Annotated in this window: 18 protein-coding genes and 1 other RNA gene; 8 read left to right on the top strand and 11 right to left on the bottom strand. The window is 67.7% G+C overall.

What is annotated here, in order from left to right; all coding sequences use genetic code 11:
* The first annotated feature begins 68 nt into the window (after positions 1 to 68).
* Positions 69 to 1748 carry an MBL fold metallo-hydrolase gene (locus tag ACPYIS_RS05280; RefSeq protein ID WP_424859832.1) on the top strand — a complete coding sequence of 560 codons (1680 nt, stop codon included), beginning with the start codon at positions 69 to 71 and terminating at the stop codon, positions 1746 to 1748.
* Here the strand turns inward: ACPYIS_RS05280 and rnpB are convergent.
* Positions 1743 to 2080, bottom strand: an RNA gene (rnpB, locus tag ACPYIS_RS05275) — RNase P RNA component class A. The two genes, ACPYIS_RS05280 and rnpB, sit on opposite strands and share 6 nt — an antisense overlap.
* A gap of 87 nt (positions 2081 to 2167) precedes the next feature.
* On the opposite strand from rnpB, the gene ACPYIS_RS05270 reads away from it, so the two are divergent.
* Positions 2168 to 4030: an NAD(P)/FAD-dependent oxidoreductase gene (locus ACPYIS_RS05270; RefSeq protein ID WP_424859833.1), complete on the top strand. Its 1863-nt coding sequence runs from the start codon at positions 2168 to 2170 to the stop codon at positions 4028 to 4030.
* A gap of 63 nt (positions 4031 to 4093) precedes the next feature.
* Here ACPYIS_RS05270 and htpX read toward each other — a convergent pair whose 3' ends face one another.
* From htpX to pyrC, 3 genes are all read right to left on the bottom strand, one after another.
* A complete protein-coding gene (htpX, locus tag ACPYIS_RS05265) occupies positions 4094 to 4963 on the bottom strand; it encodes a protease HtpX (protein ID WP_299022506.1) in 870 nt (289 codons plus the stop codon).
* Between the two features lie 70 nt (positions 4964 to 5033).
* Positions 5034 to 5924, bottom strand: coding sequence for an endonuclease/exonuclease/phosphatase family protein (locus tag ACPYIS_RS05260; RefSeq protein WP_424859834.1), 891 nt, complete (start codon positions 5922 to 5924; stop codon positions 5034 to 5036).
* A gap of 38 nt (positions 5925 to 5962) precedes the next feature.
* Complete coding sequence (gene pyrC / locus ACPYIS_RS05255; protein ID WP_424859835.1) at positions 5963 to 7009, bottom strand: dihydroorotase; 1047 nt, start codon at positions 7007 to 7009, stop codon at positions 5963 to 5965.
* Positions 7010 to 7095: 86 nt separating this feature from the next.
* On the opposite strand from pyrC, the gene ACPYIS_RS05250 reads away from it, so the two are divergent.
* The 5 genes from ACPYIS_RS05250 to ACPYIS_RS05230 are packed head-to-tail and all read left to right on the top strand — an operon-like array spanning position 7096 to position 10230.
* A complete protein-coding gene (locus tag ACPYIS_RS05250) occupies positions 7096 to 7608 on the top strand; it encodes a YeeE/YedE thiosulfate transporter family protein (RefSeq protein ID WP_424859836.1) in 513 nt (170 codons plus the stop codon).
* A 3-nt stretch (positions 7609 to 7611) separates the two neighbouring features.
* Positions 7612 to 8268, top strand: coding sequence for a DUF6691 family protein (locus tag ACPYIS_RS05245; RefSeq protein WP_424859837.1), 657 nt, complete (start codon positions 7612 to 7614; stop codon positions 8266 to 8268).
* Between the two features lie 33 nt (positions 8269 to 8301).
* Positions 8302 to 8547 (top strand): hypothetical protein, encoded by a 246-nt coding sequence (locus ACPYIS_RS05240; protein ID WP_299018678.1) that lies wholly within the window; start codon positions 8302 to 8304, stop codon positions 8545 to 8547.
* A 29-nt stretch (positions 8548 to 8576) separates the two neighbouring features.
* Complete coding sequence (locus tag ACPYIS_RS05235; protein ID WP_424859838.1) at positions 8577 to 9206, top strand: DUF6969 family protein; 630 nt, start codon at positions 8577 to 8579, stop codon at positions 9204 to 9206.
* Positions 9207 to 9240: 34 nt separating this feature from the next.
* Complete coding sequence (locus tag ACPYIS_RS05230) at positions 9241 to 10230, top strand: sulfurtransferase (protein ID WP_299018674.1); 990 nt, start codon at positions 9241 to 9243, stop codon at positions 10228 to 10230.
* 76 nt (positions 10231 to 10306) lie between these two features.
* On the opposite strand, the gene ACPYIS_RS05225 is transcribed toward ACPYIS_RS05230, so the two are convergent.
* The 6 genes from ACPYIS_RS05225 to ACPYIS_RS05200 form a co-directional block, all read right to left on the bottom strand.
* Positions 10307 to 11044 carry an amino acid ABC transporter ATP-binding protein gene (locus ACPYIS_RS05225; protein ID WP_299018682.1) on the bottom strand — a complete coding sequence of 246 codons (738 nt, stop codon included), beginning with the start codon at positions 11042 to 11044 and terminating at the stop codon, positions 10307 to 10309.
* Between the two features lie 54 nt (positions 11045 to 11098).
* On the bottom strand, positions 11099 to 11770 hold the full coding sequence (locus ACPYIS_RS05220) for an amino acid ABC transporter permease (protein ID WP_424859839.1): 672 nt from the start codon (positions 11768 to 11770) through the stop codon (positions 11099 to 11101).
* A gap of 1 nt (position 11771) precedes the next feature.
* Positions 11772 to 12527 (bottom strand): amino acid ABC transporter permease, encoded by a 756-nt coding sequence (locus tag ACPYIS_RS05215; RefSeq protein ID WP_299018671.1) that lies wholly within the window; start codon positions 12525 to 12527, stop codon positions 11772 to 11774.
* 86 nt (positions 12528 to 12613) lie between these two features.
* Positions 12614 to 13516, bottom strand: coding sequence for an amino acid ABC transporter substrate-binding protein (locus ACPYIS_RS05210; protein WP_299018669.1), 903 nt, complete (start codon positions 13514 to 13516; stop codon positions 12614 to 12616).
* A 91-nt stretch (positions 13517 to 13607) separates the two neighbouring features.
* Entirely contained in the window at positions 13608 to 14525 is a 918-nt protein-coding gene (locus tag ACPYIS_RS05205) for a LysR substrate-binding domain-containing protein (RefSeq protein ID WP_424859840.1), read from the bottom strand.
* Between the two features lie 33 nt (positions 14526 to 14558).
* Positions 14559 to 16412, bottom strand: coding sequence for an ABCB family ABC transporter ATP-binding protein/permease (locus ACPYIS_RS05200; protein ID WP_424859841.1), 1854 nt, complete (start codon positions 16410 to 16412; stop codon positions 14559 to 14561).
* A gap of 32 nt (positions 16413 to 16444) precedes the next feature.
* On the opposite strand from ACPYIS_RS05200, the gene ACPYIS_RS05195 reads away from it, so the two are divergent.
* Complete coding sequence (locus ACPYIS_RS05195; RefSeq protein ID WP_299018663.1) at positions 16445 to 16888, top strand: acyl-CoA thioesterase; 444 nt, start codon at positions 16445 to 16447, stop codon at positions 16886 to 16888.
* A gap of 125 nt (positions 16889 to 17013) precedes the next feature.
* Here ACPYIS_RS05195 and ltrA read toward each other — a convergent pair whose 3' ends face one another.
* Positions 17014 to 18378 (bottom strand): group II intron reverse transcriptase/maturase, encoded by a 1365-nt coding sequence (gene ltrA, locus ACPYIS_RS05190; protein WP_424859842.1) that lies wholly within the window; start codon positions 18376 to 18378, stop codon positions 17014 to 17016.
* Positions 18379 to 18769 lie beyond the last annotated feature (391 nt).

Here is an 18769-nt window from a genome sequence, read left to right as displayed (position 1 = left end):
CGCCAGCTTCGCGCGCAAGGCCACCCTGCCCGCGGCTTTGTTACCAACGGTCACACTCGACACCCACCATGGTCCGACCGCATCTGCGCCTGCGTCCGCCCGCACCGCCCGCCGAGCCGCGGCCGGCCTCCACTTTGCTGTTGGTGCGCGATGGCCCGCAGGGGCTGGAAATACTGATGACCCGGCGCTCGGCGCGCGCCCGCTTCGCGCCAGGGGCCTACGTCTTCCCCGGCGGGGCGATCGACGAGGCGGACCGGGCGGCCATCGACGACCCCGCCCTGGCCTGGCGGCGCGACCAGGAGGCGGCCGTGCGCCCCGCATTGCTGGCCGCCGTGCGCGAGACCTTCGAGGAACTGGGCATCTTGCTGGCACGAGACGCCCACGGTCGGTGGGCATCCCCCGACACGCTCGCGCGCCTGCAACGGCACCAGCCGCTGCTACCCCAATGCCACAACCGCGGGCTGACGCTGGCGCTGGACGAGCTGTGGTGGCTCGCGCACTGGATCACGGACCGCGACCTGCCGATTCGCTTCGACGTGCCGTTTTTCGTCGCCCCCATGCCGCCGGGCCAAACACCGCTGGCCGATGACCACGAGCAATTCGAGCCCGTCTGGATCACACCCCAGGCGGCGCTGCAGCGGCACGCGGCGGGCGACTTCCCGCTGGTCTATCCCACGGTGCGCACGCTGCAATACCTGCAGCGGCACGCCGACAGCGCCGCCTTGCTCGAGGCTTGCGCGGCGCACGGCGGCCCGCAGTGGGTCAGTTGTCCGCGCGCCGGCTGGTGGCAGGGGCGCGAGGCGCGCTTCATGGAACACGAACCCCCGTTTGGCGAGCTGGAGCTGACCTGCCCCGATGGCCAGCTCGAACACCACCTGGACTGGCGCCACGACGCCCCCGTCGCCCTGCTGCGGCACGTGCAACGCCTGACCGCCCCCAACCCGGGCACCATGACCGGCCCGGGCACCAACAGCTACCTGGTCGGCGAGCCCGAGACCGGCCACCTCGTCATCGACCCGGGGCCCCACGATGAGGCCCACCTGCAACGCCTGTTCGACGCCGCCGGGGGCGACATCCGCGCCATCGTCTGCACCCACTCGCACCCTGATCACGCACCGGGCGCCTACCCGCTGCAGGCGCTGTGCACCGCCGCTGGCCGGCCTACGCCAGCGGTGCTCGGGTTGCCCAGCGCCCCGACCACGCGCCCCGACAGCCGTTTCCAGCCCGAACGTGCCCTGGCCGACGGCGAAACGCTCGTGCTGCACGCTCCGGATGGCAGCCACCGACACACCCTGCGCGTGCTGCACACCCCCGGCCATGCAGCGAATCACCTGTGCCTGGTACTGGAAGAAGACGGCCTGCTGTTCAGCGGCGACCACATCCTCAACGGCAGCACCACCGTCATCGACCCACCCGATGGCAACATGGATGCCTACCTGGCGTCGCTGCAGCGCCTGCGCGCCGCCTGCGACACCTTCCGCATCCGCTACATTCTGCCCGCCCACGGGTACGTGCTGGGCGACGCAGCGCGCGCCATCGAGCGGCTGCACGCCCACCGCCTGCAACGCGAGGCCAAGATCGCGCGCGTCCTGGCGCAATACCCCGACGGGGATCTGGACACGTGGGTGCGGTACGCCTACGATGACGTGCCCGAGTCGCTGTGGCCGGTGGCCCGGCGCTCGCTGCTGGCGCACGTACAGCGGCTGCGGGGCCTCGCCGCGCGCCCCGGAAACCCTGAAAATGGGTGAAGCCTGCCGATACGCCGGATTCTGTGCGCCGGGGTTGCCCCCGGCGTGACCGTCATTCCTCTGGGCCGCCGGTCACCCGGTCGGCTCGGTGCCACCTACCCGCCAGCACGGCCCGCGGGCCACGGGCAGGGGTTGCCCCCAGGCTGGCCTACTTGGTGTTGCTGCGCGTAGAGATTGCCGCGTTTCACCCCGGTCTGAACCGGCTCGTCTCTGTGGCTCTGATCCGCACCTCGCGGTGGAGAGGCGTTACCTCCTACGCTGCCCTTTGCAGTCCGGACGTTCCTCCAGCGCACCCTTGCGGGCCTTGCGCCAGCGACGGTCTGGCAGACTTCACACCGCTATTATCCCGCAACGCCGGGCTGGCTGCACGCGTATCATCGGCACCGCTGCCCGATGACCACGGGCCCCGAGGACCCGACATGATCCGTATCGCCGAACTGAAACTCCCGCTGGAGGCGCTGCCGGTCGAAGTGCGCCGGGCCGCCGATGCGCCCGCCGAGACCGACGCCGACCGTGCGCCGCCGCCCCACCCGCTGGATGCCCTGCGCGCGCTGGCGGCGCAGACGCTGGGCATCGCGCCCGGCGCCATTGCGGCGCTGCAGGTGCACAAGCGCAGCTTCGACGCACGCGGCGCCGCCCTGCGCGCGGTCTACATCGTCGACGTGGCGCTGGCCGACCCCGCCCAGGAAGCGACGCTGCTGCAGCGCCTGGCGCGCCACCCGCACGTACAGCCCACGCCGGACATGGCGTGGCACCCGCCGGCCCGTGCCGCGCAAGACTGGGTACCGTCAGCGGGCGAGCGGCCGGTGGTGGTGGGGTTTGGCCCGTGCGGCATCTTCGCCGCGCTGACGCTGGCCGAGATGGGGTTGCGCCCGCTCGTGCTCGAGCGTGGCCGCCCAGTGCGCCGGCGCACCCAGGACACCTGGGGTCTGTGGCGGCGTGGCGTGCTCGACCCGGCGTCGAACGTGCAATTCGGCGAAGGCGGTGCGGGACTGTTCTCCGACGGCAAGCTCTACAGCCAGATCAAAGACCCCCGCCACCTGGGCCGGCGTGTCATGCGCGCCTTCGTCGACGCCGGTGCCCCGCCGGAAATCCTCTACGACGCCCATCCCCACATCGGGACCTTCAAGCTCGTCAAAGTGGTCGAGGCGTTGCGCGCACGCATCGTGGCGTTGGGGGGCGAGGTGCGTTTCGAGCAGCAGGTGACGGACTTCGTCGTGGAACGCGACAGCGATGGCCGTCTGCACCTGCAAGGGTTGCGCGTGCGCGATCTGGCGCACGGTAGCGAGATCACGCTACCCGCGCAGCGCGTGCTGCTGGCGCTGGGCCACAGCGCGCGCGACACCTTCGAGCAGCTGCACCTGCACGGCGTCTTTCTGGAGGCCAAGCCGTTTTCGATCGGGGTGCGCATCGAGCACCCGCAATCCCTCATCGACCGCGCGCGCTGGGGACGACACGCCGGGCACCCGCTGCTGGGCGCAGCGGCGTACAAGCTGGTCCACCACGCCGCCAACGGCCGCGCGGTCTACAGCTTTTGCATGTGTCCAGGCGGCACGGTCGTGGCCGCCACCAGCGAGCCCGAACGCGTCGTCACCAACGGCATGAGCCAATATTCACGCGCCGAGCGCAACGCCAACGCCGGGTTGGTCGTGGGCATCGGGCCCGCCGACTACCCGCAGGGTGACCGCGACGCCTGGCACGCCGCGTTCGGCGCCGAACGCGGCGATCGCTACGCCGCGCAAGCCCGGGACTGCGTCAGCCGCGGCGTCACCCATCCGCTGGCGGGCATCGTGCTGCAGCGCCAACTCGAGCGCGCCGCCTACCATGCGGGCGGGGGTGGCTATCGGGCCCCGGGCCAGCAAGTCGGCGACTTTTTGGTCGGGCGCCCCTCCAGCGGCTGGGGCGACGTGCTGCCCTCGTACCGGCCCGGCGTCACCCCGGGCGATTTGGCGACGGTACTGCCCGCCTACGCGGTGGCCGCCATGCGCGAGGCGCTGCCGGCGTTTGGCCGCCAGATCCGGGGCTACGACCGCCCCGACGCCGTCCTGACCGGGGTCGAGACGCGCACCTCGTCGCCGCTGCGCATCACGCGCGGGGCCGACTACCAGAGCCTCAACACCCGCGGGCTGTACCCCGCAGGCGAAGGCGCCGGCTACGCCGGTGGCATTCTGTCGGCCGCGGTCGATGGCATCCGCGTGGCCGAGGCACTGGGCTGCGACTTGCTCGGCGTGCCTGCCCCGCCACCCGACCGCACCGTCCACGCCGGCGTCGCCTACGGTTGACGGTGCACCAAACGAAAGGGCGCCCATCTCTGGGCGCCCAACGTCGGGTCGGCCTGCTGCCGCTCACAACGCCTGCAGGGCGGCGATGCGCTCCTCGATCGGCGGGTGGGTGGCGAACAGCTTGCCGAGGCTGCCGGTAATGCCCAGTGCCTGCATCCCCTGCGGCAACGCACCGGGCTCCAAGCCACCCAAGCGCGCCAGTGCGTTGATCATGGGCTGCTTGCGCCCCATCAGCATGGCCGCCCCCGCGTCCGCGCGGAATTCACGCTGGCGGCTGAACCACGCCACGATGATGGCGGCCAGGAACCCCAGCACGACCTCCATCACGATGCTGGTGACCAGATAGCCGATCCCCGGGCCGGAGGACTCGCTGTCCCCGCGACGCAAGAAGCTGTCGACCACGTAGCCGATGACGCGGCTCAAGAACACCACGAACGTGTTCATCACGCCTTGGATCAGCGTCATGGTCACCATGTCGCCGTTGGCAATGTGCGCCACCTCGTGCGCCAGCACCGCTTCCACTTCCTCGCGCGTCATGTTGGCCAGCAGCCCGGTGGATACACCCACCAGCGCGTCGTTCTTGAACGCGCCCGTGGCAAACGCGTTGGGCTCACCCTCATAGATGCCGACCTCGGGCATGCCGATGCCGGCCTTGTCGGCGAGTTTGCGCACGGTGGCCAGCAGCCACGCCTCGTCCGCGTTGCGCGGCTGGTCGATGATGACCATGCCCGTGCTCCACTTGGCCATGGGCTTGCTGATGAGCAGCGAGATGAACGCGCCACCAAAGCCGATCACCAGCGAGAAGACGGCCAGCGCCGTCACATCCAGCCCGTTGGCGGTCAGGAACCGATCCACCCCGAGGATGCGGGTGGTGATCAACAGCACCGCCATGACGGCGAGGTTGGTCAGAACCAGCAGCAAAATGCGTTTCATGGGATCTCCAGTCAGCGTAACAGGGGTGGTGGTTGCGGTGCTATCGAGATGGGGCCACGGCGACCCGTTTTCAACCGTGGGCGTGGCCTGCGATTCCGTCGGCGCCCCGAAGTTCCACCAGCAACGGCTGATGATCTGACCACAGGGTAGCAGAATCGATCTGCACGCGCATGACGCGCGCGCGCAGGCCGGCGCTGACGAACGCGTAGTCGCACGTCACCGGATGGACACCATCCTCGTGCACGCGAAAAGTGGGCGGCTGCGCGGTCTCAGGCCGACACAGCCGCCAGGCGTCCCACCACAGGGGCTGGCCAACGGGACTGACAGCGCCCGTCAGCACGCCATACGCCGGATCGTCCGGGGCCGCGTTGAAGTCGCCCATCAGCACCGCATCCGCCGCGTGCGGGCGCGTCTGGAAAGGGGTATCCGCGCGCTCCTCGCCCAGGATGGGGGGATGGGCCGCCAGCTCGGCGGCCTCCTGCTGCCAGGCCAGCAGGGCGCGCGCCTGCGCCGTGCGCTGACGCAGGCTGTAATACGCCAGGTGGGTGCTGCCCACACGCAGCGGCCCCCAGGGGGCTTGCACCGTCAGCGCCGCCAGTACGCGCGGCATCGAGGGCACGCACGGGTCGGCCGGGTACGGCAGCGCCACATGCTGCACGCGCCAAACGGGCAGGCGGGTGGCGATCAAGTTGCCAAAGCGCTGACGCTGCGCCAACCCGGGGCGCCATTCGTCCAGCGCCGGGGCGTAAAACACCTCATACCCCGGCAGCGCCGCCCGCACCTGCGCCAACTGGTCGGCGCCGTCGTGGCCCACCAGACCCGGGTATCCCTGCGCCACCTCCTGCAGGGCGATCACATCGGGCTGCTGCCCCCACGCCAGCACGTGCGCGAGCACGCGGGCCACGTCCACGCGGCCATCCATGCCGCAAAACCACTGCACGTTCCAGCTCAACAGTCGCATCGGCGCCTCCTTGTGCCCGTGGCGCGGGCGGCCCCCGCTCAGGCCGCGGGCACGACGCGCCAAGCGAGCGTCTCGCCCGCGCGCAGGGGCTTGACCACGGCGTCCCCCAACGGGTAGCCCTGCGGCACGACCCACGGCTCACGCCGCAGCGTGAGCGTGCCGCGGTTGCGCGGCAGGCCGTAGAAATCCGGCCCGTACCAGCTCGCAAAACCCTCCAGCTTATCCAAGGCCCCCGCGGCCTCGAACGCCTGCGCATACAGCTCCAGGGCGGCGGGCGCGGTGTAGCAGCCCGCGCAACCCACCGCGTGCTCCTTCAGGTGCGCCGCGTGCGGGGCGCTGTCGGTGCCCAGAAAGAAGCGCGGCGAGCCACTGGTGGCTGCCGCCACCAGCGCCTGGCGGTGTATCTCGCGCTTGAGCACGGGCAAACAGTAATAGTGGGGCCGAATGCCCCCCGTGAACAAGGCGTTGCGGTTGTAGAGCAGGTGATGCGCGGTGATCGTGGCGGCCAGATTCGGCCCGCCGTCGGCCACGTACTGTGCCGCCTCGCGTGTGGTGATGTGCTCCAGCACGATCTTGAGGCCTGGAAAATCGCGTCGCAACGGCTCGAGCACACGCTCGATGAACACCGCCTCGCGGTCGAAGATGTCGATCTCGCCATCCGTGACCTCGCCGTGGATGAGCAGCAGCAGCCCCTCGCGCTGCATCGCCTCCAGCGTGCGGTAGGTCTTGCGGATGTCCGTCACGCCCGCGTCACTGTGGGTGGTGGCGCCAGCCGGGTACAGCTTGCAGGCCACCACGCCGGCTTCGCGCGCGCGCGCGATCTCGTCCGGCGGCAGATGGTCGGTCAGGTACAGCGTCATGAGCGGCTCGAACGACACCCCTGGTGGCACGGCGGCGAGGATGCGCTCGCGATACGCCCGCGCCTGCGCCGCCGTGGTCACCGGCGGCTTGAGGTTGGGCATGACGATGGCACGCCCGAACTGCGCGGCCGTGTGCGGCACGGTCGTGGCCAGCGCCGCACCGTCACGCAGGTGCACATGCCAGTCGTCGGGTCGGGTGAGGGTCAGAGAGTCGCGGGTCGTCATGGAAGGGTATTGTCGCACCGCCCCTTGTCTTTCCCCAAACCCGCCCCTATACTCAACCCGGTATTGTTCATATCCGGAAACAGACGATGCAGACCACCACCTCTCCCAAACCTTTTTGGAATCCGTGGCTGGCCGGCGTGGCGCTCGGCATCACGTTGCTGGCCACGTTCATCCTCACCGGGCACGGACTGGGCGCCACCGGCTTTACCACCCGGCTGAGCGCCTGGCTGGGCCTGCAGGTCGCGCCCGAGGCCATACAGGCCAACCCCTACCTGGGCGCCATGGCGCGCCCCGACATCCTCGACGGCTGGATCACCTGGCAGGTGCTGGGGGTGTTCGCCGGGGCGCTGCTCGGGGCCTTCATGGCCGGGCGGCTGCGCGTGCAATTCGACGGCGCCCAGCGCGTCGGCACCGGCAAGCGGGTGGCGACCGCGCTCATCGGGGGGCTGTTGGCCGGTTTCGGGGCGCGCGTGGCAGCGGGCTGCACCAGCGGCCTGGGCCTGTCGGGCGCCGCCACGCTGTCCATCGCGGCGTTCGTCTTTCTCGGCGCCTTTTTCGTCACCGGGCTCATCGTCAGCCGCTGGGTCAAAGGAGTCTGAACCATGTTTCCCATGACCGAAACCGTCTGGTCCGCCCTGCTGGTCGGCGTGGCCTTTGGCTATATCCTGGAGAACGCCGGTTTTGGCAGCCCGTGCAAATTGACGGGGCAGTTCACGTTGCGCGACTGGTCCGTGCTCAAGGTGATGTTCACCGCCATCGTGGTCGCAGCCGCCGGACTGCAGGGGCTGGCCGCGCTCGGTGTGCTCGACATCGACGCCGTCTTCGTGCCGACGTCACTGATGGTGGCCTCGGCCGTGGGCGGCGTGCTGGTGGGGGCTGGCTTTGCCATCGGTGGCTACTGCCCCGGCACCTCGGTCGTGGGGGTGGCCTCGGGTCGGTTGGACGCCTTGGTTTTCTTCGTCGGCCTGATCGTGGGCACGTTTGCCTTCGCCGGCCTGTACGGGCCCACCATCGAGGCCCTCATGGCCATGGGCGAAGTCGAATCGGCCGACACGCTGCACGACGCGTGGGGCATCTCACCGTGGTGGATCATCGTGGCCATGGGCGCCGCCTTGGTCGGCGTGTACTACCTGGGCCGCTGGTTCGAAGCCCGCCACGGCGGCCCCATCTCGGCCGATGAAGCGGTCTGTGGCCAACCCAGCTGCACCCCGACGCAGGCCACCGATACCCCGCCAGGCGCGCGCTCGGCGCACGGCTGATCCCTTGACCGACACCATCACGGAGTGTGTTCGATGAAAACCAAAACGACGACCCTTGCCCAAACCCTGACCGCCTTGCTGGTCTCGACCAGTTTGGTTGCCCCCGCCGCGATGGCGCAGCCAGCGCCCAAAGCCGACGGCAAACCGGCCGCCAGCAGCGCCGGCAACCCCTGTGCACCGGGCAACCCCTGCGCGCCCGGCGAAAAGAAAAAGAAAAAGAAGCGCACCGAGGGGGACAACCCTTGCGCGCCGGCCAACCCGTGCGCGCCCAAGCGCTGACGCCACCCCTGCCCGCCCCTTGACAGTGCATGGACGCTGCTGCGTGGACCCCGTGGGCCGAAGTGGCGCTGCAAGTGCCGCTGGCCTACGCGCGCCGCGGCCAGACGCTGGCCCAGGCCGCGCTGGCCGGGGCCAAGCGCTTCGTGGAGCTGCGCCACTACCCGGCGCGCGATGTGGTGGACACCCGACACGCCACGCGCGCCTACTACCACGCCCACGACGGTGCCACGCGCTGGGGGCCGGACCAGCCGCCCGAGCACGGGCACTTTCATTTGTTCTGGGACGGCCCGCAGCCCGACATGCACGTGCACCTGGTGGCGCTGGCGCTGGATACGCGCGGCCAGCCGTTGCACTGGTTCACCACCAACCGTTGGGTAACGGCGGGGCGCTGGGAGCCAGCGGCAGCGTTGATCGATCGCCTGCCCACGTTCGCCCTGCACACGCGCGGGCGGCTGGCCCCGCTGGCACGCTGGCTGACGGCGATGGTGCATTTGTTTAGCGACGACTTGGCTGCCCTGCTGCAGGCGCGCGATGCCGCGCTCGCCCCCTACACGCGGCACCAGCGCCTAGAAGCGGTGCTAGAAGACCGCCGCATCGACATCCTCAGCCACTGCAGCGCATCGCTACCCGCGCGCCTGCAGCGGCTGGGCCTGACCTGACCCTATGCAAACCCACGTTCGAGGAGGACAACCCATGAAAACCCTGAAACGACTCGCGACCGCCGTCGGCGCCGGGCTGCTGGCCGCCAGCGCCTGGGCGCAAGGCATCCTGCCCGGCCCGGTAGTCAGCACCCAGTGGCTGGCCGACCATCTGGACAAGGTGCAGGTGGTCGAGATCCGCAACGACCCCAAGAGCTTCACCCGTGAGCCCGAGTTCGAAACCACCAAGGACGGCAAGAAGGTCCTGGACGAGTTTGGCGGCCACATTCCCGACTCGCGCCTGTTCCTGGCCAAAGAGCTGCGCACCGAACGTGACATCGCCGGCAACAAGGTCAAGTACCTGCTGCCCGAAAAAGCTGCGTTCGAGCGCGTGGCGCAAGCGGCGGGCATCCTGGCCGACAAGCCGATCGTGGTCGTGCCCGAAGGGCAGAAAATCGCCGACTTCAACGACGCCGCGCGCCTGATCATCCTGCTCAAGGCTTACGCCGACACGCCGGTGGCCATGCTCGACGGGGGCATGGTCGCTTGGCTGCTAGAAGGGCGTCCTTGGAGCAAAGGCGCACCCACGACCATGGCTGGTACCTGGAAGGCCAGCGCCGACCGCTTTGCCCGTTATGTGGCCGACTCGCCCGACGTCGCCGCTGCCATGGAAAAGAAAGACGTGCAGCTGCTCGACGCCCGCGCGCCGTCGATGTACCTGGGTCTGTTCAAGCGCGACTACGTGTATGGGTACGGGCATATCCCGGCGGCGCGCAACGTACCGCTGGAGACGCTGTTCGTCACGCGCGGCGGCGTCATCCGGCTGCTGACGCCCGAGATCTACCGCGCCGTCTTCCAGGCGCAGGGGATCGATCCGTCCAAGCCCGTCATCACCTACTGCAACAGCGGCAACGACTCGTCGCTGCCGTGGTTCGTGCTGTCGGAAGTGCTGGGCAACCCCCAAGCGCGCAACTACGACGGCTCGCTGCACCAGTGGACGCTGGAAAAGCGCGCCATGACGGCACCCGTGCCCGCCGCCATGTGAGCGCCCCTGGCCACCCACAGCCCAAGGCCGCCCGCGGGCGGCCTTTTTCTTGGCCACCCGCGTCACGCCACAACCGTCAGTGCGACAGGATCTTGTTGAGGAAGTCTTTGGTGCGCGGCTGACGCGCCTCGGGGTTGCCGAAAAACTCCTCCTTCGGGCAATCTTCCAAAATCTTGCCGCCCACGTCCATGAAGATGACGCGGTGGCTGACCTTGCGCGCAAACCCCATCTCGTGCGTCACGCACATCATGGTCATGCCCTCTTGCGCCAGGCTCACCATCACGTCCAGTACCTCTCCCACCATCTCCGGATCCAGCGCCGAGGTAGGCTCGTCGAACAGCATCACGATCGGGTCCATCGACAGCGCGCGCGCAATCGCCACGCGCTGCTGCTGACCGCCCGAGAGTTGGCCCGGATACTTGTCCTTGTGCGCGAGCAACCCGACGCGCTCCAGGTACTTCAAGCCGTGCTTTTTCGCGTCCTCCGGCGAGCGGCCGAGCACCTTGATTTGCGCCAGCGTCAGGTTTTCGGTCACCGTCAGGTGCGGAAACAGCTCGAAATGCTGAAACACCATCCCCACCTGCGCGCGCAGCTTGGGCAGGTTGGTTTTCGGGTCGTGCACCGGCTGTCCGTTGACCCAGATTTCGCCCTTCTGGATGGGCTCGAGCGCGTTGATGGTCTTGATGAGCGTGGACTTGCCCGAGCCCGACGGGCCACAGACCACCACCACTTCACCCTTGTGGATCGTGGTGGAGCAGTCGCTGAGCACCTGCACCGGGCCGTACCATTTGGAGACGTTTTTCAGTTCGATCATCGGTCGTTCCATGACGACGTCCTTTTTTACGACGAAAGGGGGCAACAGCGCCGTTTAGCGGATGATGGCGATGCGCGCATGTAACCGCTTGACCAGCGCCGACAGGCTGTAGCAGATCACGAAGTACACGACGGCCGCCGCGAGATACGCCTCGATGGGGCGGCCGTAGTTCTTGCCCGCCACCTCGAAGCCCTTGAGCAAGTCATACGCCCCGATCGCATACACCAGCGACGTGTCCTGAAACAGGATGATGGTCTGCGTCAGGAAAACCGGCAGCATGTTGCGAAACGCCTGCGGCAAGATGACGTAGCGCATGTTCTGCCCGTAGGTCAGCCCAAGCGCCTGGCCGGCATAAACCTGGCCACGCGGAATGGACTGGATACCGGCACGCACGATCTCACTGAAATACGCCGCCTCGAACGCGATGAAGGTGATCACCGCCGACCACTCCGCCCCCAGCGGGCGACCGATGACCAGCGGTACCAGCAGGAAGAACCACAGGATCACCATCACCAGCGGGATGCTGCGCATGCCGTTGACGTACACCGTAGCCGGCCACGCCAGCCACGGACGGCCCGACAGCCGCATCAGCGCCAGCACCGTGCCAAACGCGACCCCGCCCAGCGTGGCCACCACCGTCAGCATCACGCTGAACTGCAGCCCCTTGAGCACGAAGCCGCTGAGCACGTCCCAGTTGTAGAAGGACCAGTCGAGGTTGTCGAGCATCTCAGTGCCCCCCCGCGCCGCCGGCGGCGATCAAACCGGGCACGCGCACGCGGCGCTCGATAGCCGCCATCACCCGGTTGATGGTGAAGGCCGACACGATGTACAGCCCCGTGACCGCGAGGTAAATCTCGATGCCGCGCGCGGTCTCCTCCTGCGCCTGCATCGCAAACATGGTCAGCTCGGCCACGGACACCGCAAACGCCACCGACGAGTTCTTGAAGATGTTCATCGTCTCGCTGGTCAGTGGCGGGATGATGATGCGAAACGCCATGGGAAGCAGCACGTAGCGGTAGGCTTGCGCCTGCGTCAGCCCGAGCGCCAGCGCCGCGGCCCGCTGCCCGCGCGGCAGCGACTGGATGCCGGACTTGACCTGCTCGGCAATGCGCGCCGAGGTGAACAGTCCCAGGGCCACCACGACCAGGACGAAACCGGGCACCCCCTTGAGCGCCGGCACCAGCGCCGGGATCACGTGATACCACAAAAAAATCTGCACCAGCAGCGGAATGTTGCGAAACAGCTCCACCCACGCATTGCCCAGGCGCACCAGCCACGGCGCGCCCGGCAGCGTGCGCAGCGTGCCGATCAGGCTGCCCGTGACCAGCGCCAACACCAGCGCCAACACAGACACCGACACCGTCCAGCCCCAGGCCGACAGCATCCATTCCAGGTAGGTGATGTCACCCCCCTGCCCGAAACAGCGCGGCTGCAGCTCGCGCGTGAGGGTGTCTTCGCAGAAGACTTGCCAATCCCATTGCATGCGGAAGGCTCCCAAGAAACCAAACAAAAGACCCCGGGGCACCGTGGGGTGCCCGGGGTTGCGTGTGCACCGCCTTCGTCAGGCCGTCACTTGGCCTGGTAGGCCTCCATCGGTCGGTCGTTGGGGTTGGCAATCGCCGCCTTGAGGGCGTCGCTCATGGGCATGTTCATGCGCACGCCGTTGGGCGGGGTGGGCTGCATGAACCATTTGTCGTAGATCTTGGCCAGCTCGCCCGACTTCATCATGGCGATGATGGAGTCATCGACCGCCTTCTTGAAGGCCGGATCGTCCTTGCGGAACATGATGGCGATCGGCTCGACGCTGAGCACCTCACCCACGATCTTGAAGTCAGACGGGTTCTTGGAGCGCGCGATCAGCCCTGCGAGCAAGGAGCCATCCATCACGAAGGCGTCAGCACGGCCCGACTCCAGCAGCAAGAAACTGTCGGCGTGATCCTTGCCGTAGACCTCCTTGAAGTCCACGCCACCGGCGCGCTCGTGGCGGCGCAGCGTCTGCACCGACGTGGTGCCAGTGGTGGTGGCCACGTTCTTGCCGTTGAGGTCTTTGATCGAGTTGATGCCCGAGTTGGCCTTGACCGCGATGCGCACCTCCTCGATGAAGGTGGTCACGGCAAACGCCACGTCGCGCTGGCGCGCCTGGTTGTTGGTCGTGGAGCCGCACTCGATGTCGACGGTGCCGTTTTGCACCAACGGAATGCGGTTTTGCGACGTGACCGGCTGGTATTTGATGTCGAGCTTGGCCAAGCCGAGCTGCTTTTGGATGTCGCCCAGCACGCGCTGGCATATTTCGACGTGGTAGCCCGTGTACTTGCCATCGCCCAGCGTGTACGAGAGCACGCCCGACGATTCGCGCACGCCCATGGTGACCGTGCCGGTAGACTTGATCTTGCCCAGGGTATCGTTGGCCTGCGCCAGGGCAGCGGTGGCCGCCAAGGCCGTCAGAGCCAGTGCCAGCAATGGTTTTTTCATGCGGCAGTCCTTTCAGAGTGGTGGTTGGTGACGCGAATCTTACAAGCATTCGCCATGCCAGCGGACGGGAAAAACCCTGCCGTCTCACCGGCTAGCTGCCGGCCAAGCGCCACACGTCGTCCCAGAACCGCTGCGCAGCCGCCTTGGGCCGCGCCCCGCGCGCCCGATACAGGCGGATGTCGAGCTCACCCTGCCAGCATCCGGTAGCAGGTGCCGCCGGCACCAGCCGGCCATCGGCCAGCGCCGGCTGCACCGCGCTGGTGGGCAAAAAGGCCAACCCATGGCCCTCGATGGCCATCGCCTTCAGACTCTCGGCCATGTCGGTTTCGTACACGCGGTCCAGGTGCGCGGGCTCACCCGCCTGGCGCAGCACCCAGTCCACGACCCGGCCCAGATACGCCCCCGGCGCATAGGCCAGGTAGGGCACCGGGGCGCGCGCCGTGCCCGGCAGGCGCATCAACGGCTGCCCATCGGGCCCGGGGCGGCTGAAGGGGGCCAGAACCTCGCGCCCCAGCGGCAGCATCTCGTAGCGGGTGCCGTCGAGCTCGATGGGCTGGGAGGCGTGGTGATAGGCCAGCAGCAGGTCGCAGCCGCCCTCGGTCAGGCGCAGCACCGCGTCATGCACGTTGAGCGCCACCAGCCGTGTCTTGATCGGCCCCAATACGGTGCGCAGCCGCGACAGCCAGCTGGGGAAAAAGGTGAACGCCAGCGTGTGCGGCACGGCGAATTCGATCGTGTCCTTGGCCACCGCGGTGTGCTGTCGCAGCAGCGCGCGCGTGGTGTGCAGCGTCTGCAGCAGCTCGATCGCCTGCGCGTACAGGGTTTGACCCGCCTCGGTCAGGCGCGTGGGGTAACAGGTGCGGTCCACCAGATCGACACCGGCCCAAGCCTCCAGCGACTGGATGCGGCGCGAAAACGCCGGCTGCGTGACGTGGCGCAACTGGGCCGAGCGGCTGAAGCTGCGCGTCTCGGCCAGACTGACGAAATCCTCCAACCATTTGGTTTCCATGGGGCATGCTCTCCAACGCGGGGGGCTGGCGGGTCAGTCGAGGGCACCGCTTTGCTGCAGCGCCCACATCTGGGCGTAACGGCCGCCCTGCGCCAGCAAGTCGGCGTGGCGGCCGCGCTCGACGATGCGCCCGTGCTCCAGCACCAGGATTTCGTGCGCATCGACCACGGTCGACAGGCGGTGCGCGATCACGAGCGTGGTGCGATCGCTGGCCAGCCGGCGCAGCTCGGCCTGGATGGCGCGCTCGTTAGCCGAGTCGAGCGCCGACGTGGCCTCGTCCAAAATCAGAATTGGGGGGTTCTTCAGCAGCGTGCGCGCGATGGCGACACGCTGCTTCTCGCCACCCGACAGCTTCAGCCCGCGCTCGCCCACCACCGTCTGCCAGCCCTGCGGCAGGCGCTCAATGAAGTCGAGCAACTGCGCCGAGCGCGCGGCCTCGCGCACCTCGTCGAACGAAGCGTCGGGCCGACCGTAGCGGATGTTGTACTCGATGGTGTCGTTGAACAGCACCGTATCCTGCGGCACGATACCGATCGCGCGCCGCAGACTGGCTTGCGTGAGGGTGCGGATGTCGTGGCCATCGACGGTGATGCGCCCCGCCGCCGCCCGCGCCGCGGCATCGTCACCGGGGCGGCCTACGTCATAAAACCGGTAGAGCAGCCGCGCCAGCGTCGATTTGCCCGAACCCGACGGCCCCACCACCGCCACCGTGCGGCCGGCCGGGATCACGAAGTCCACGCCATGCAAAATCTCGCGCTGCGGCTCGTAGCCGAAGTGCACCGCTTCGAAGCGCACCTCGGGCGCACGCGTCAGCACCAACGGGCGGGCATCCGGAGCGTCGCACACCTCGCACTCGCGCTCCAGCAAGTCGAACATGCGGCCCAGGTCGGTCAAGCTCTGGCGGATCTCGCGGTAGAGCACCCCCAAAAAATTGAGCGGCATGTAGAGCTGGATCATGAACGCGTTGATCATCACCAGGTCGCCCAGGGTCAGCCGCCCCTCGGTGACACCGACCGTGGCGCGCCAGAGCATGGCCACCAACGCCACCGCGATGATGAGCTGCTGGCCCACGTTGAGCAGCGACAGCGACGCCTGCGTGCGCACCCGCGCGCGGCGCAAGCGCTCCAGGCTGTCGGCATAGCGGCGTGCCTCCCACGCCTCGTTGTCGAAGTATTTGACCGTCTCGTAATTGAGCAGCGCGTCGATGGCGCGCGCTTGGCTGGCGGACTCCAGCTCGTTCATCTGGCGACGGATGTGGGTGCGCCACTGCGTCACCTGCACGGTAAAGACCACATAGGCCAGCAACGCGGCCAGCGTGGTCCAGACGTACCACGCCTCGAAGCGCAGGCCCAAAATGGCCAGCACCAGCGCCACCTCGACCAGCGTGGGCACCACGCTGTAGAGCGAGTACGACACGAGCGACTGCACCGCGCGCGTGCCGCGCTCGATGTCACGCGTCAGTGCCCCGGTCTGGCGCTCCAGATGAAAGCGCAGGCTCAGCGCATGCAGATGCTCGAACACCTGCAACGCGATGGTGCGCGTGGCACCCTCGGTGGCCTTGAGGAAAACCAGCTCGCGCAGCTCGGCCAGCAGCGTCGTGCCCAGCCGCAGCCCGCCATACGCCAGCAGCAACCCCACCGGCACCACCAGCGCCGCGGTGGCTTCGGCCGACAGTCCAGGCAGCGGCGTGAGCGCATCGACCAGCGCCTTGAGCAGCAGCGGCACCCCGACGGTCGCCAGCTTGGCCGCCACCATCAACAGCAGCGCCACCGCCACCCGCCAGCGGTATGTCCACAGGTAGGGCAGCAGGCGGCGCAGCGTCTGGGCATCGCTGCGCCCGGGGGTAGGGGCGGGGGCCGGCAGCCGCGCCGCGGCTGACGACGGCATGGCTCGCTCGCGCATCGTCGACAATTCCGTGTATGACAGACGCCATCGTACCCCCAACCCCAACCATCCCGGCGCCCCCGAATGGGCTACCCCAGGACAAAGAACTGGTGCTGCGCGTGATCCCCATGCCCGCCGACGTCAATGCCAACGGCGACATCTTTGGTGGCTGGGTGATGGCGCAGGTGGACCTGGCCGGCTCCGTCCTGCCCGCCCGGCACATGGGCGGGCGTTTCGCCACCGTCGCCGTCAACCAGTTTTTGTTCAAGCAACCGGTCAAGGTGGGCGACCTGCTGAGCTTTTACGGCTCCATCGTGCGCATCGGCAACACCTCGATCACGGTCCAGGTCGAGGTGTGGGCCGAGCGCCAGCGGCCGCAGTACACCTGCGTCAAGGTGACGGAAGCGACGCTAACCTACGTCGCCATCGACGAAAACGGTCGACCGCGCCCGGTGCCGCGTCCGGCCACCGGGGCCTGACACCCGTCACCCCGTCCGCTCGACCCTTCCAGACAATCGGGATAGGGGCGGTCAGGATACCTGACCGGGCCCCTCCCACACCACCCGGCATGCGGGTCCGCACCGGGCGGTTCGAGAAGTTGAGGTCATGAGAGACGGGGAACGCCAAGTTTGTCGAAGTAGGCAATGGTCAGCACCCGGTTGAGCTCGCCCGCGCTATTCCGCCACCAGCAGCGGGAATTGCCTGCCACCCGCTTTGCCACGTGTTCGGACGCGCCTAGGTTGAGCAGTTCCCGGTAGATCGTGCTACCCCGCTTCCAGTGCTTGAGGTGGATCGCCCGTAGTCGGTGGCGCAGCCATTCGTCCAGCGATCGCCAGACGCCCGGTGTTTGCGCCAGCCCAAAGTAGGCTTTCCATCCCAACAGATAAGGTTTCAGTCGCTCAATGACCTCCGCCATGCTGCGTCCGCCTGAGCGCCGGGTCAGTTGCCTCACCCGCTGCTTGAACGTCGCCATCGGCTTGTCGGCCACCCTGCGCTTGACGCCCTCCTTGCCAAACCAGAAGCTGTAGCCCAAGAACTTCCTTCCCTTGACGCTGGCCACCGCACTCTTGGCTTCATTGATCTTGAGCCTCAGCTTGCCGTAACACTTGCGCAGCAGCGCCATGACCCGTTCGCCAGCTTTCCGACTACGGACATAGACGTTGCAGTCGTCGGCATAGCGCGCAAAGCAGTGGCCGTGCTTCTCCAGTACCTTATCCACTTCGTCCAGCATCACATTCGCCAGCAGCGGCGACAGCGGCCCACCTTGCGGCGTGCCTTGATACCGCTCAAACACTACGCCATCGCTCATGATGCCGCTGTTCAGGTACGCCCGTATCAGCCGAATGATTCCAGCATCGTCGATGCGTTTGCGTAGGCGGTCGATGAGGATGTCGTGGTTGACTCGATCAAAGAATTTCTCCAGATCGACATCAACCACGATCTTCCGTCCGGACTGGATGTAGCCCTGCGCCGCCAGTATCGCGTCGTGGGCTCGTCGGCCCGGCCGGAAGCCGTAGCTGCACTCGCTGAATGTCGGGTCAAGTAGCGGTTGCAGCACTTGCAGCAGTGCTTGCTGGATCAGCCGATCCGTGACCGTCGGAATGCCGAGCTCGCGCTCGCCACCGTCCGGCTTCGGGATCGTTACCCGTCGTACCGGACTGGGCCGGTACCTCCCCTGCAGCAGTTGTTCCCGAATCAATGGCCACGCCGTCACCAGATGGCGGGCGGTCTGGTCAATGTCCAGCCCATCCACGCCGGCTGCGCCTTTGTTGGCTTTGACTCTCTTCCATGCTCGCCGCAGGTTCTCTCTCGCCAGAACCGCTTGCAGCAGTCCCGGCCCTGTGCTCTCGGTGTCCCGTCGCGGGCCGGCCGCTTCGTCGCTGACAGGTTCCCGCCCGGCTTCACCGTGCGCTACCCCCGCCCGCTCTGCTTGCGCAGACTTCTGACGCCTTGCTTCCAGCATCGACATGGTCTCAAGCACTCCTTCTCGTTCGGCCCTTCGCCCACGACTGGCAGCTACTATGGCCTCTGCTGACTTCTCGCTCCGTGTCACCACGTCGCCCTTTCAGGCATAAGGCGAGATCTCCCCGGGTAAGAACGCACTCCTTCACTGCACAACCGCCGGATTTACGCCGCTTCGCCTTGATCACGAGAGCTTCGCGGATTCATGCCCGCTCGCCCTGCTCGGCAGCGCCTTCTATCCGGTTCTTGTCCATCGGCTCGCAGTTTCGCTCCACGCTTCCTCCCCACACTCGGTCGCCCTCATGCAGTTGCGCTTCGCTTCGTTCGCTGTGATCAACTTACGGTGGGACTTTCACCCACAAGAGTGCGCCCGTGCCGGGCGCACAGAAAAAAGCCGC

Source organism: Tepidimonas sp. HKU78 (assembly GCF_049860815.1).
In the GTDB taxonomy this organism is placed as follows: Bacteria; Pseudomonadota; Gammaproteobacteria; order Burkholderiales; family Burkholderiaceae_C; genus Tepidimonas.
The sequence above is the reverse complement of the archived record's forward strand: the minus strand, read 5'-3'. Positions and strand labels throughout refer to the sequence as shown.

Excerpts from the sequence above, each read along its gene's own strand:
- ACPYIS_RS05280 (WP_424859832.1), top strand. The coding sequence starts at position 69 with ATGGTCCGACCGCATCTGCGCCTGCGTCCGCCCGCACCGCCCGCCGAG.
- ACPYIS_RS05270 (WP_424859833.1), top strand. The coding sequence starts at position 2,168 with ATGATCCGTATCGCCGAACTGAAACTCCCGCTGGAGGCGCTGCCGGTC.
- htpX (WP_299022506.1), bottom strand. The coding sequence starts at position 4,963 with ATGAAACGCATTTTGCTGCTGGTTCTGACCAACCTCGCCGTCATGGCG.
- ACPYIS_RS05260 (WP_424859834.1), bottom strand. The coding sequence starts at position 5,924 with ATGCGACTGTTGAGCTGGAACGTGCAGTGGTTTTGCGGCATGGATGGC.
- pyrC (WP_424859835.1), bottom strand. The coding sequence starts at position 7,009 with ATGACGACCCGCGACTCTCTGACCCTCACCCGACCCGACGACTGGCAT.
- ACPYIS_RS05250 (WP_424859836.1), top strand. The coding sequence starts at position 7,096 with ATGCAGACCACCACCTCTCCCAAACCTTTTTGGAATCCGTGGCTGGCC.
- ACPYIS_RS05245 (WP_424859837.1), top strand. The coding sequence starts at position 7,612 with ATGTTTCCCATGACCGAAACCGTCTGGTCCGCCCTGCTGGTCGGCGTG.
- ACPYIS_RS05240 (WP_299018678.1), top strand. The coding sequence starts at position 8,302 with ATGAAAACCAAAACGACGACCCTTGCCCAAACCCTGACCGCCTTGCTG.
- ACPYIS_RS05235 (WP_424859838.1), top strand. The coding sequence starts at position 8,577 with ATGGACGCTGCTGCGTGGACCCCGTGGGCCGAAGTGGCGCTGCAAGTG.
- ACPYIS_RS05230 (WP_299018674.1), top strand. The coding sequence starts at position 9,241 with ATGAAAACCCTGAAACGACTCGCGACCGCCGTCGGCGCCGGGCTGCTG.
- ACPYIS_RS05225 (WP_299018682.1), bottom strand. The coding sequence starts at position 11,044 with ATGATCGAACTGAAAAACGTCTCCAAATGGTACGGCCCGGTGCAGGTG.
- ACPYIS_RS05220 (WP_424859839.1), bottom strand. The coding sequence starts at position 11,770 with ATGCTCGACAACCTCGACTGGTCCTTCTACAACTGGGACGTGCTCAGC.
- ACPYIS_RS05215 (WP_299018671.1), bottom strand. The coding sequence starts at position 12,527 with ATGCAATGGGATTGGCAAGTCTTCTGCGAAGACACCCTCACGCGCGAG.
- ACPYIS_RS05210 (WP_299018669.1), bottom strand. The coding sequence starts at position 13,516 with ATGAAAAAACCATTGCTGGCACTGGCTCTGACGGCCTTGGCGGCCACC.
- ACPYIS_RS05205 (WP_424859840.1), bottom strand. The coding sequence starts at position 14,525 with ATGGAAACCAAATGGTTGGAGGATTTCGTCAGTCTGGCCGAGACGCGC.
- ACPYIS_RS05200 (WP_424859841.1), bottom strand. The coding sequence starts at position 16,412 with ATGCCGTCGTCAGCCGCGGCGCGGCTGCCGGCCCCCGCCCCTACCCCC.
- ACPYIS_RS05195 (WP_299018663.1), top strand. The coding sequence starts at position 16,445 with ATGACAGACGCCATCGTACCCCCAACCCCAACCATCCCGGCGCCCCCG.
- ltrA (WP_424859842.1), bottom strand. The coding sequence starts at position 18,378 with ATGTCGATGCTGGAAGCAAGGCGTCAGAAGTCTGCGCAAGCAGAGCGG.